General features: G+C 40.7%; 12 protein-coding genes and 1 other RNA gene. 9 read left to right on the forward strand and 4 right to left on the reverse strand.

Annotated features, from left to right (window positions below; translation table 11 throughout):
- Positions 1-70: 70 nt before the first annotated feature.
- A complete protein-coding gene (locus AC5JMK_RS19455) occupies positions 71-1,228 on the forward strand; it encodes a SpoIID/LytB domain-containing protein (RefSeq protein ID WP_096675454.1) in 1,158 nt (385 codons plus the stop codon).
- A 112-nt stretch (positions 1,229-1,340) separates the two neighbouring features.
- On the opposite strand, the gene ald is transcribed toward AC5JMK_RS19455, so the two are convergent.
- Positions 1,341-2,429 carry an alanine dehydrogenase gene (gene ald, locus AC5JMK_RS19460; RefSeq protein ID WP_495910838.1) on the reverse strand — a complete coding sequence of 363 codons (1,089 nt, stop codon included), beginning with the start codon at positions 2,427-2,429 and terminating at the stop codon, positions 1,341-1,343.
- 394 nt (positions 2,430-2,823) lie between these two features.
- Between ald and AC5JMK_RS19465 the strand changes: the two genes are divergently transcribed.
- From AC5JMK_RS19465 to AC5JMK_RS19475, 3 genes are all read left to right on the forward strand, one after another.
- Complete coding sequence (locus tag AC5JMK_RS19465; protein ID WP_096678868.1) at positions 2,824-2,994, forward strand: CAB/ELIP/HLIP family chlorophyll-binding protein; 171 nt, start codon at positions 2,824-2,826, stop codon at positions 2,992-2,994.
- Between the two features lie 284 nt (positions 2,995-3,278).
- Positions 3,279-3,584 carry a hypothetical protein gene (locus tag AC5JMK_RS19470; protein WP_096675456.1) on the forward strand — a complete coding sequence of 102 codons (306 nt, stop codon included), beginning with the start codon at positions 3,279-3,281 and terminating at the stop codon, positions 3,582-3,584.
- A gap of 816 nt (positions 3,585-4,400) precedes the next feature.
- The gene (locus AC5JMK_RS19475) at positions 4,401-4,685 is read left to right on the forward strand and encodes a hypothetical protein (RefSeq protein ID WP_096675457.1); all 285 of its coding nucleotides are present in this window, start codon (positions 4,401-4,403) and stop codon (positions 4,683-4,685) included.
- A 184-nt stretch (positions 4,686-4,869) separates the two neighbouring features.
- Here the strand turns inward: AC5JMK_RS19475 and trxA are convergent, their stop codons facing one another.
- Positions 4,870-5,187: a thioredoxin gene (gene trxA / locus AC5JMK_RS19480; protein ID WP_096675458.1), complete on the reverse strand. Its 318-nt coding sequence runs from the start codon at positions 5,185-5,187 to the stop codon at positions 4,870-4,872.
- Positions 5,188-5,431: 244 nt separating this feature from the next.
- Here trxA and fabG point away from each other — a divergent pair, with 244 nt between their 5' ends.
- Entirely contained in the window at positions 5,432-6,196 is a 765-nt protein-coding gene (gene fabG, locus AC5JMK_RS19485; RefSeq protein ID WP_096675460.1) for a 3-oxoacyl-[acyl-carrier-protein] reductase, read from the forward strand.
- Between the two features lie 71 nt (positions 6,197-6,267).
- On the opposite strand, the gene AC5JMK_RS19490 is transcribed toward fabG, so the two are convergent.
- Positions 6,268-7,347 (reverse strand): MraY family glycosyltransferase, encoded by a 1,080-nt coding sequence (locus tag AC5JMK_RS19490; protein ID WP_495910839.1) that lies wholly within the window; start codon positions 7,345-7,347, stop codon positions 6,268-6,270.
- Between the two features lie 380 nt (positions 7,348-7,727).
- Between AC5JMK_RS19490 and groL the strand changes: the two genes are divergently transcribed.
- The 4 genes from groL to rnpB all read left to right on the forward strand — a co-directional run bounded on the left by groL (position 7,728) and on the right by rnpB (position 12,102).
- Complete coding sequence (gene groL, locus AC5JMK_RS19495) at positions 7,728-9,419, forward strand: chaperonin GroEL (RefSeq protein ID WP_096675462.1); 1,692 nt, start codon at positions 7,728-7,730, stop codon at positions 9,417-9,419.
- A 218-nt stretch (positions 9,420-9,637) separates the two neighbouring features.
- Entirely contained in the window at positions 9,638-10,777 is a 1,140-nt protein-coding gene (gene corA / locus AC5JMK_RS19500) for a magnesium/cobalt transporter CorA (RefSeq protein ID WP_495910840.1), read from the forward strand.
- A 111-nt stretch (positions 10,778-10,888) separates the two neighbouring features.
- Positions 10,889-11,599: a hypothetical protein gene (locus AC5JMK_RS19505; protein ID WP_096675464.1), complete on the forward strand. Its 711-nt coding sequence runs from the start codon at positions 10,889-10,891 to the stop codon at positions 11,597-11,599.
- A gap of 74 nt (positions 11,600-11,673) precedes the next feature.
- Positions 11,674-12,102: RNase P RNA component class A (gene rnpB / locus AC5JMK_RS19510), an RNA gene on the forward strand.
- Between the two features lie 59 nt (positions 12,103-12,161).
- Here the strand turns inward: rnpB and AC5JMK_RS19515 are convergent.
- Positions 12,162-12,299, reverse strand: a complete 138-nt coding sequence (locus tag AC5JMK_RS19515) for a hypothetical protein (protein WP_495910841.1) — start codon at positions 12,297-12,299, stop codon at positions 12,162-12,164.
- Positions 12,300-12,580: the final 281 nt, after the last annotated feature.

Here is a 12,580-nt window from a genome sequence, read left to right on the forward strand (position 1 = left end):
CTTGAAAACTATACCTGTTATTTTGACTTTTCTGTCAATGCGTAAGTCCTAAAATATAAACTGTAACCAAATGATCAATGGCATGAAATTCCAACTGTTGTTAGCCTCTTTGTTTTCCCACATCAAAGGACGCCATTGGTGGCTGGGTGTGCTTTTATGGATTGCATTATGTCTACCAGCCCAAGCGTCTGTGATCCTGCGAGTAGCTATTGAACGGGATGTCAAGCAGGTTAAAGTTGGCAGTTCTACAACTGCGGTTGTCAAGGATAGTAGCGGGCGTACTCTGGGACAACTACCAGCAATGAATGCTTATTATGCCCAAGCGGTTCCTGGTGGAATAGCCTTAGATAAGTGGCGTTCTGGTTTATTTTGGATTGAACCAAAGGGTAAGGAGGGATTTGTTTATATAGGCGATCGCTGGTATCGAGGTAGAACTTTAGTTGTCCCCACAGATAAAGGTGTCACTGCTGTCAACTGGGTAGATTTAGAAGAATATCTCTACAGTGTTTTGGGTGGTGAAATGGATAGTCGTTGGCCTTTAGAAGCCCTCAAAGCCCAAGCGATCGCAGCTCGTACCTATGCTCTTTATGAGCGATCAAGACAGCGCAATAATCCCATTTATGATTTGGGTGCAAGTCCAGATCGTTGGCAGATTTATAAAGGTGTGATTAGCGAATCTCGCCCTACTTATGCGGCTGTTGATGGTACCGCCGGACAAATACTAACTTACAAGAACCAAATTATCCTCTCGGTTTTTCATGCTTGTTCAGGTGGACACACCGAAAACGTCGAAGATGTTTGGTCAAGCAAAGAACCATACCTACGTGCGGTTCCCGACTTTGATCAAAATATCCGCGAATGCTACTGGATGAGAACTTTTAGCCCTACGGAAATTAGCAGCAAATTTCCCCAAATCGGTAACGCCAAGCAAATAATTATTGAACAGCGATCGCCTTTTAACAGTGTGAAAACCCTGAAAATAGTTGGCGACAAAGGCGAAAAGATACTCAGAGGCGAAGAAGTGCGTACAGCTTTAAAACTAAAAAGTACCCGCTTTAGCATCTCCAACGGTAACGGTGGTTTCACACTCCAAGGACTAGGTTTTGGTCATGCTATTGGCATGAGTCAATGGGGCGCTTACAATTTGGCTTTACAGGGAGCCAACCACCTGCAAATTTTAGGATATTACTACAAAGGTGTAGCTCTCACACCAATTAAGGTGAAATAGGGGATTAAGGATCGGGCATAAATCAGTTAACAGTAAACAGTTAACAGTTTAATTTGATAACTGATCACTGTTAACTGATTAGTTGTCCCTCTTGTCCCTTTGTCCCTAATATCTACACCAAATCAGGAAAAACCTCTTGCACGGCGGGATGCACCAAGCGATGATTTTGCACGTTTACACCTTTGGCTAATGCAGGGTTATTTTTTAGCGCTTCCATTCCCTGATTTGCTAATTGCACCACGTATGGTAAAGTACTGTTATTAAGTGCCTGAGTTGCCGTCCAAGGAACTGCCCCTGGCATGTTAGGGACACCATAGTGCAATACACCTTCTTCAATATAGACAGGGTTGGTGTGAGATGTAGTCTGCACAGTTTCTATACAGCCACCTTGGTCAACTGCTACATCAACGATTACTGATCCTGGTCGCATTTGTTTGACTAATTCACGAGACACTAAAACGGGCGCTCTTCGTCCTAGTACTAGAACAGCACCGATTAATAGGTCTGCTTCTCGAACTGCTGCTTCAATATGAGCAGAGTTGCTGTAAAGTAATTCTATTCGTGAACCAAAAAGAGTTTCCAAGTAGCTCAGGCGTTCTACATTCACATCTAGAATTTGAACCCTAGCCCCCATACCGATAGCAATTTTGGCGGCTTCTGTGCCAACTACACCGCCACCTAAAATTACTACTCTACCTGGTTGAACACCAGGTACTCCACCTAAAAGGACACCTCTACCCCCTTGTTGCCGTTCTAAGAATCTTGCTCCGAACTGCACCGACAAACGCCCAGCAATCACACTCATTGGCGTCAGTAGGGGTAGTCTGTTTGTACCTGGTTGTTCTACTGTTTCATAGGCGATCGCACAAACGCCACTATTAATTAAATTCTCAGTTAAATTTCGATCAGCAGCTAAGTGCAAATAAGTAAATAAAACCTGCTCTTTTTGCAAAAAATTATACTCTATTGCCAGTGGCTCTTTGACTTTTACCACTAACTCCCGATTCCAAGCAGCTTCAGATGTTGGGACGATTTCCGCACCTGAATTTTTGTAGTCATCATCCGTAAATCCTGCACCTGCGCCAGCTTGAGTTTCTACAAATATATTGTGACCGCTTTCTTTTAGTACCCTGACACTAGAGGGACTTAACCCAACTCGAAACTCCTGGTCTTTAGTTTCTTTGGGAATACCTATATCCATTCACTGCCCCTAATTAATTTTTGTGTAGCTTTAGTTTGTCAGTCTTGTCCTTAGTATGTTGAATCCAATAATACGAATTCGCCTGAGTTTGCCCTGATATCACCAATTTAACATTGACTTCAGTTGAGGAAAGGGGATTGGGGAGCAGGGATTGAGGAAGGGAATAGGGATCGGGGATCGGGACAACAAGTTATGAATTTTGAATTTTGAATTGCTGTGTCCTTGTTGTATTCCTTGTTTCCCCTAAACGGACTTGACGATTTCCTGAGTATTCCTAAAATATATTAAGAATAGTAAAAAAATGTAAAACAGTTGTCGAGTGATATCGCTCAATGTGCAATACCACAAAAGTGTAGTTACCGAACATTTCCCAACAAAGAGGTTTTTTCAAATGATGACACAACCACAACCAAGCGTAACCCCTAAGCTGGAAGAGCCAAAATTTGGATTTAGTGAATATGCCGAACGCTTAAATGGTCGAGCTGCAATGATCGGCTTTATCCTGATGGTGTTGATTGAATACTTCACCGATAAGGGTGTGCTAACATGGCTCGGTCTCAAGTAAATCACAAAAAACTGCGAGTTTACGACTTGTAAGTCAGTGAAATTGATAAACAAGATCCCCAACTTTTGTGAGAAGTCGGGGATCTATTTATATTTATCTTAAATATTTATCAGTATTATAAACGTTCGGAAAACCGCCCAAAAGTAGCCTATCGCAATACTTTGGTTGAATAAATAAATATAATATTATGATGTAAATGTAGGCTCTAGTTTAGGGCGCTCAATGTAGGTGAAAAACTCTCAGTAAATTTACGCGAAAGGTGAACTGAAATTAACCAAGCTGTGATGAATGCTGTAAATGCTGTATTGCCTCGTTTTTTAAAGTCAGCCTACCGAAAAGAACCGCTAATCAGCGTATTGATTACGATGGGAGTGGTAGACGCGCTGATCGGTGGATTTGATGATGAGTGGTCTTTATTCGTGTTTGGTTTAGGAACAGCAGGAGTAACGCTTTTATTAAAATTGTGGCTACGTCAACAGCGTCGTCCTCTACCTGTTGAAGAGTCTGTGGTACAACATTACTTACCTTCGCGCTCTTCTAGTCAGACTTTACCAATGCTGAGTATTGCAAAGAAAAAACCACCCCATTAGGGTTGGAGTTTTAATTTTTATACTTAAGATTAGAAAATTCACGGAGTATCGCCAAAATTCTGGTTTTCACTCTTGTGGAGTGATTTTTATTGACCTACAAAAGAAACTGAGTATCAAGCGATCGCCCGTAGTTCTAATCTAGAAATATATGAATAATAGTTATAGTAAAATATTTGACAAAATTGCAAATATCAAATTCAAGATCCCTTTAATGACAGTGTGAGGGCAGGGTGGTTTCATACGAAAAAAGAAAAATATGGAAGTCTGTATTTCTCGTTTTGAAGCATAGATTTTTACCCCTCTCCAAACCTCTCCCCTTATTAAGGGGAGAGGCTTTAAAAGAAGATTTTAATTTTTCTCTGCTTGTATGAAACCACCCTGCTTTAATGACAGTGTTAGGGGTAGCAAGTGCTGTGGCAACTTCCCAACTGGCAAGAACGGCTTAGAAAATTTGTTGATGAATTAACCAAAGACTTTGACAAACAGTAAGGTATAGGTAACTTTGTTCAAAAATTAACTTACAGTTTAAAACCCTCACTAACCACTGACTAATTACACTTTGCTGAAAAATGAAATTTTCTCTTCATATTTAGGTAAATTAAATTACGCAATTTACCTGGAAATAGATACAACATTGACATTAAATTTTAATTAGGGGTAGAAATTAAAATTTTGATTTTCCCTCAACACAATTTAGTTATTTTTTGCTCGCTAGCCCCTACTTCAAATTGGGGAAATTAAATAGGTTATACAAAGTCAAGAAACGATTTTTGACTTTGGAATGCGCGACTTTGGAATTTAAATAAGGAGCCTGTGATGCATCATCCATTTGACTTAAACATTTATGAGTTGGAAAATATTGGTTTGTATTTTGAAGAACTCAGCCATGACCAGAGCGAAAAAGTATCGGGTGGATATAATGTTTTTGCGATTGAGCCTGTTGTAGTTTTTGGGTTATTAGGTATTGGTGAAGGTTCAGATGAAGGTAATCAAGACTCTGGTAGTACTACAACCAGAAAAAATTACACATCTCCAGATGGACGTACTAAGAGTACTGAAGTGGTGACAAATTCCTGGCGTTCAAATTTAGTTACTAGCTAAAAAAACTGGGAGCATCCCAATTTAAAAAAAATCCTCTGGGACGAGGGACGCTAACACCAATGGAGAGGAAATAAGACCAATTCGAGGACGCAAATCCAAGATGCGGCATTCCTCTGTGAACTTGGAAGCCCACACTGTACCATCAGGTCAGTGTGGGTAGTTCACTCTCTAACTACCAACCACCTTACATCAACGTTCTTAGACGCTGTACTAATTGCGGTGCTTGTAAAACACCCTCAATTCGGTCTACTGGCTGACCCTGCTTAAACAATACTAGAGTTGGTAGAGCCTCAATTTTATACTGAGTAGCTAATTGTTTGTATTTCTCTGTGTCAATTTTGACGATTCTGATTTGACCTTGGAGTTGGGCATTAACTTGCTCTAAAATCGGAGTCATCATCTGGCAAGGGCCACACCAGTCAGCATAAAAATCTACTAATACAGGTACATCAGAACCAGATAGCATCTCTTCAAAGCTATTGAATTGCTTTTTTGTAGACATGTGATACGCACCAGTTTTTTATAGTTTGATTTTAATAGTAGTTGCTAGCAGCCTAGATGATTGTAAAGCATGTTTGCAATACTGGGGATCGGGGATGAGGGATTGGGAAGAAACTTGTTAAATAATTCCTCCTTGTCCTCCTTGTCCTCCTTGTCCTCCTTGTCCTCCTTGTCCCCGATCCCCGATCCCCAATTCCCACTAAGATAGTTAGCGCAATATCTCAATGTAAATAACAGGAAAAACGATGGAACTTTTGCCAGAAAATTTACAAACTTTACAAGGTAAAGTAGCGATTGTTACAGGTGCTTCACGAGGAATTGGAAGAGCGATCGCACAGGAATTGGCGAAAGTAGGTGCTAGCGTTGTTGTCAACTATGCCAGTTCTAGTCAAGCGGCTAATGAGTTAGTATCAGAAATTATTCAAGCGGGTGGAAGTGCGATCGCGCTTGCGGCTGATGTGAGTAAGGAAGATCAAGTTGATGCTTTAATAAATGCTGCGATCGAAAAGTTCAATCGTATTGATATCTTGGTCAATAACGCTGGTATCACACGTGATACACTTTTACTCCGAATGAAGCCAAAAGATTGGCAAGCAGTAATTGATCTCAATTTAACTGGTGTATTTTTATGTACTCGTGCCGCCAGTAAAATCATGCTAAAACAGCGATCAGGACGGATCATCAATATTACTTCTGTTGCTGGACTTATGGGCAATCCCGGACAAGCTAACTACAGCGCTGCCAAAGCAGGTGTAATTGGTTTTACCAAAACTGTTGCTAAAGAATTGGCATCTCGTGGTATTACAGTTAACGCCGTCGCCCCTGGCTTTATCGCCACAGACATGACTAGCGAGCTTGATGCTGAAGGTATTCTCAAATATATTCCTCTAGGTCGCTATGGTCAACCAGAAGAAGTTGCTGGGATGGTACGTTTCCTTGCTGCTGATCCCGCAGCTGGATACATCACAGGACAAGTATTGAACGTAGATGGTGGAATGGTGATGGCTTAGAGAAGGCAAAAGTAAAAAGTTAAAAGTTAAAAGATTATTTCTTTTGACTTTTGACTTTTGACTTTTGACTTTCATGTTGCCTTTATCCTCTGCCAAACAGTGAAACCTAACAAAGTGATAATACTGAGAGTAGTGGCAAGTATAACTACCAAACTCATGCCTCGTATTGTCATCGCCAGCCAGTTACAAACTAAAGCAATTGACCAGAGAGTCAGAGCTGCATGGCGCTGAGATAAGCCCCAAGCTAGCAAGCGATGATGCAAATGGTCTTTTCCTGGAGTACTAAGAGGATTTTTACCTGCCAATAGTCGCCGCACAAATACTTGAGTAGTGTCTAGCACAGGCAAAAGCAAAAACAAAACAGGCGGTACTAAAGAAAAGATTGTAGTGGCTTGTAGGTCGCCTACAATAGCAGTTGCGGCTAGCACATAGCCAAAAAAGTATGCTCCGGCATCACCCATAATGATGTGCGACGGATGAAAGTTATGGCGTAAAAAACCTAGTGCTGCTCCTGCTAAGGCTGCTAAAACTAGTGTCGCTGCTGCCCAGTTAGGAAACTGTGCTGAAACTGCCAGTAAACTCATAGCAGTAATAAAGCTAACTCCTCCCGCCAAACCATCCATACCATCCATTAAATTAATGGCATTAGTAATTGCTACCACCCAAAACACCGTTAGCAATGTTGAGAGTAGCGAGTCAATGGGAGTACCAAAAGTAACTTGAATGCTAATGCCATTCCCAACTAACAGTAGCGCCGTCAGAATTTGTACTAACAGGCGAACTGAGGGAGGTAAGCCGAATTGGTCGTCGATAAAGCCTACCAGGACTAATATCGAACCTCCCAAAAGAATGGTTAAAACCTGAGCTAGTACGCCTTGAAGTTCAATTGGTCTTAACAGGCTTGCTAAGATCAAAGCCGCTATTACTCCCGCGTAGATCGCCAGACCCCCTGCATTAGGCAAAGGTTCTCGGTTCAAACGCCGTGCATTGGGTTGATCCGCCCAACCAACTCGCAAGGCAAATTTACGTACCGCCGGAATTAAACGCCACGTCACAACCCACGCTAAGAGAAATGTAAACACTACTGCTAACCAGCCGGAACCGCTAGGTTCAGCAATACCAAGCGCCTCAAGGAAGCTGTATATATTCATCTATCGCTTCCACCATTAATGCCAGTATCCAACATCAGCATCAAGTGTATAACAATCATTTTTTTTTCTCACTACAAATATGAGGGTATATGGATGTGTCTTATTTTGCTTTCAGTAGCATTTATTGAGGCAATAGGAGGAAATTTGGATTTTTATGGGTGGATTCCCCTACATCCATCAACCGATATCCTCCTATAGCCTAGTTAAAGATTAATAAACTCAACAGCTTATGGCTTGTTGACTAGCAATTTTAGATTTTGGATTGAGGTCAATCTAAAATCCAAAATCTAAAATCCAAAATTGACTGACTTAGCACTCTTGCCTTGTGAGTGCTAAATTGTCTAATGGAAGAACTCACAAATTAAACCAAACTAAAAAATATGGCCAAAATTATTGCATTTGATGAAGATTCCCGACGTGCCTTAGAAAGGGGCATCAATACTCTTGCTGATGCAGTGAAAATCACCCTGGGGCCAAAGGGTCGCAACGTTCTTTTAGAAAAAAAGTTTGGTACACCCCAAATTGTGAATGATGGGATCACTGTTGCAAAAGAAATTGAACTAGAAGATCCTCTCGAAAACACAGGTGCAAAACTCATCCAAGAAGTTGCTTCTAAAACCAAAGAAGTCGCTGGCGATGGTACAACCACAGCAACGGTGCTGGCACAAACGATGATCCGGGAAGGCTTGAAAAACGTAGCAGCTGGAGCAAATCCAGTCGCAACAAGACACGGTATTGAAAAAACCGTTGAAAAGCTGGTAAAGGAAATTGCTACAGTCGCCAAGCCAGTAGAAGGAAGTGCGATCGCCCAAGTCGCAACTGTTTCCGCAGGTAACGACGAAGAAATCGGTGCCATGATTGCCGAAGCCATGGAAAAAGTCACCAAAGATGGTGTAATTACCGTGGAAGAATCTAAATCCCTAATTACTGAATTAGAAGTAGTTGAGGGTATGCAGATTGACCGGGGTTACATTTCCCCCTACTTTATCACCGACAACGAGCGGATGACGGTGGAATTTGAAAATGCCCGTATTCTGATCACCGATAAAAAAATTAGCAACATTCAAGACTTAGTACCTGTTTTAGAAAAAGTTGCCCGTTTGGGTCAACCCCTATTGATTATTGCTGAAGATGTAGAAGGTGAAGCTTTGGCAACTTTGGTAGTCAACAAGGCGCGGGGTGTGCTGTCAGCTGCTGCTATTAAAGCACCTGGATTTGGCGATCGCCGCAAAGCAATGTTGCAAGATATTGCTATTCTCACTGGTGGACAATTAATTTCCGAAGAAATCGGTTTAAGCTTAGATATCGTTTCTTTGGAAATGCTGGGAACCGCCCAGAAAATTGCCATTGACAAAGACAACACAACCATCGTTGCTGGTAGCGAACACTCAGGCGACGTGCAGAAGCGTATTGCTCAAATTCGTAAGCAGTTGGAAGAAACTGATTCGGATTATGACAAGGAAAAACTGCAAGAACGCATCGCCAAGCTGGCTGGTGGTGTGGCTGTAATTAAAGTTGGTGCAGCCACAGAAACTGAACTCAAAGACCGTAAATTGCGGATTGAAGATGCTCTCAATGCCACCAAAGCTGCTGTAGAAGAGGGTATAGTCCCTGGTGGTGGTACGATGTTGATTCATCTATCCACAAAAATCGCCGAAATTAAAAACAGCCTCAACGACGAAGAAAAAATTGGTGCTGATATTGTTGAGCGATCGCTAGATGCACCCCTACGTCAAATAGCAGACAACGCTGGTGTCGAAGGTGCTGTCATTGTTGAAAAAGTCCGTACTACAGAATTCAACGTCGGCTACAATGCTGCTACTGGTGAATTTCAAGACATGATTGCCGCAGGTATTCTTGACCCTGCTAAAGTCGTGCGTTATGCCTTACAAAACGCAGCTTCTATTGCTTCTATGGTCTTAACCACCGAAGCCGTTGTTGCTGAAAAACCTGAGAAGAAACCCGCCGGTGGCGCTCCCGATATGGGCGGTATGGGCGGTATGGGTGGTATGGGCGGTATGGGTGGTATGGGCGGTATGGGTATGGGCGGTATGGGTATGGGTATGATGTAGTCTCATACTGTCTGTCTATATCTACAAATTTTGAAGCAGTTTGTCTTAGCTAAGGCAAACTGTTTTTTCATTTTTATTTAGTAATCTTAGTAATTAGTGGTTATTAGGGGCGTATAGCTGTATGCCCGTACAGTGGTTAGTGGTAATGATCAATAACTATTAACTCTTGACCCTTGACCCTTGACCGTTAACTATACTAACTATTTGGGTAAAAGAGCATGGCTAAAAAAAAGCATCACTCAAATTCAATAGTAACTGAAGGAGATCACGAAGATTTCTATCATTATCCTGGAACTTTACCAGGGACTATTATTGTTGATGCAGACGCACCACCACCAAAGATTGTATTAATCGATTATAGTTCCACTGAAGCAATTAGCAAAGAAGTAGAAACACCAGAAGAGTGTGCTGCTTATCTAGATACTAAGTCGGTAACTTGGGTAGATGTGCGTGGTTTAGGTAGTGAAGATATTTTACAAAGATTGGGGCAGGTTTTTGAGTTACATCCCTTGGTGTTAGAAGATGTTGTTAATGTGCCAGAACGCCCAAAGGTAGAAGATTATGAAGACCAATTAGTAATCATTGCGCGTATGGTTATGCCTAAAAAAAAATCTCATGGTTTCCACAGTGAACAGGTCAGTTTTGTATTAGGAAAACATTACTTGTTGACAGTTCAAGAAGAACCAAAACGAGATTGTTTTGAACCAGTGCGATCGCGCATTTTTAAAAACAAGGGTATTATCTGCAAAAATGGTACAGATTATTTAGCTTATGCTCTTTTAGATGCAATTATTGATGGCTTTTTTCCTGTGTTGGAAAAATTTGGTGAACGTATTGAAGATTTAGAGGATGAAGTCATTGCTCAACCTACACCAAAAACATTAAAGAAAATCTATAAAGTTAAACGAGAATTATTACAACTACGTCGCGCGATTTGGCCCCAACGCAATGCACTTCATAAGCTGATTCAAGACGATAGCGAGATGATAAGTCATGAAGTTCGTATTTACCTGCGAGACTGTTATGATCATGCGGTGCAAGTAATAGATATGGTAGAAACCTATCGAGAATTAGCTTCGGGCTTAATGGATGTTTACCTTTCGGCAGTCAGTAATAGAATGAATGAAATCATGAAATTGCTAACTGTGATTTCAGCAATTTTTATTCCTCTAACTTTTATTGCTGGCGTTTATGGAATGAACTTTAATACAGAAAAATCACCATATAATATGCCTGAGTTGAACTGGTATTGGGGGTATCCAGCTTGTTTATTAGTGATGGCAGTGATAGCCGTTATCTTACTATACATTTTTTGGCGCAGGGGTTGGCTAGAAAATAGTTCGAGGTTAGACCGTTAAATCAGTTAACAGTTGACAGTTAACAGTTATCAGTAAATTACTGTAGAATCAATAACTGATAAATGTTTGGCAAATAATTGCCGATGAAATATTTTACAGGAGCTTATATATATGGTCGCTAGGAATGAGGGGAATTTAATTTTTTTAACGCTATATATTATTGGCGTCACTTATACGTTTACGAAGATGATTGAGTCCATCGACGACAAAATTAAGTTTATTTATGAGAAAAAGATTGTTGATGAGCAACTCAAAGAAAAAAATCTCCAAGATGATATCGGCATATCTTTTAGACTTAGTCCCTCATATTTCATTGATGAATTGAAGGAATTATCTGTAAGTATTGAGAATAAATCACAAAACCTAGCTTTGTATGTAGACTGGGACAATTGCTCTTTAGTAGTTGAATATAGCAAACAATCGCGGCGAGTAATTCGCAAATCCCCAGATTTGACGCGTGACCTTGCTGTACCGCAAAGTCCTAGCTTAATTGCTCCTACCAAAACTCTTTCAGCAGCAGTGGCCGCTGAGGATGTTTTTAAATTGGATGAATTAACAAAAACATACCAAGTTAATACACCTTTGATTAATATCAGTGCGCTAGAAAAAAGTCCTGTTAAAGCCCAAAGAAAATTATTTCAAGCTTTTATAGATAGAAAACAAGAATTAAAATTTTCCTTGCAGTTAGTATTGAGGATCTCCGAATTGCGGGTTGGTTTAGTTCCAGGTGAAAATAAACCTGCTATGTGTATTGTCGATTGTCCTTTTACAATCAAAAAACTGCCTTGGTATTACGCAATGCCTTGGAATAAAAGGCGTTAATTTCTTGAGAGATTAGGGATTCAACGCTAGAAGTAACAGAACAAAGTCATTCAATACTAAACTAAATATTGGGAGAGAGTAGGCGTAGGCGGTTGCAGATTAGTCAATACGTGGCTAGTTTGAGGAAAGTCCGGGCTTCCGAAAGACCAAACTTGCTGGGTAACGCCCAGTGCGAGCGATCGCGAGGATAGTGCCACAGAAAAATACCGCCTTCTTTCAGTAAACAGTGAACAGTTGTCAGTGAACAGTAAATAACTGATAACTGATAACTGATAACTGAAAAGGGTAAGGGTGCAAAGGTGCGGTAAGAGCGCACCAGCAACATCGAGAGGTGTTGGCTCGGTAAACCCCGGTTGGAAGCAAGGCAAAATGGAACTATGGTTGGTCTTTTACCAGTTCCACAACAAGAGCCGCTAGAGGCGTCTGGTAACAGTCGTCCCAGATAGATAACCGCCCTCTTGATTTTAAGAGAACAGAACCCGGCTTACTACCAACTTTCTTCCAAAATGGAATGATAGCAATCACAAGCTACATTCCATTCTTTTTTTGTACGGTTTTAATTTTATTGTTTTTCGAGTTTATCTAATGCTTCTTGAATAGCTTGCCTCATAAATTCAGCCTTCAATCGAGGAGGAACTTCGATAAGTGGCTGAGGTTCTTCCCAAACAAAAGGTACTTTCAGATAAGTTTGCTTATGCACAGAGTTACGTCTAATATGAGTTGAAAACACGACAATATTTATGTTTTAGAAATCGACCACCGATATACACAAATAGAAATCCTTACACATAAGGATTCCTTTATTAATCCCAAATATTTATAGGATTGTAGGGATGTCTACGCCCATACACGTTTACTTTATTTACCTGAAAAACGCTATAAATAGTTTCTGAGTTGTAAATCAAGTTTCTGAGTCGTAAATTAAATTTCTGAGTTGTAAATCAAGTTTCTGAGTTGTAAATCAAGTTTCTGAGTTGTAAA

The sequence above is a fragment of the Pelatocladus sp. genome, assembly GCF_059505505.1.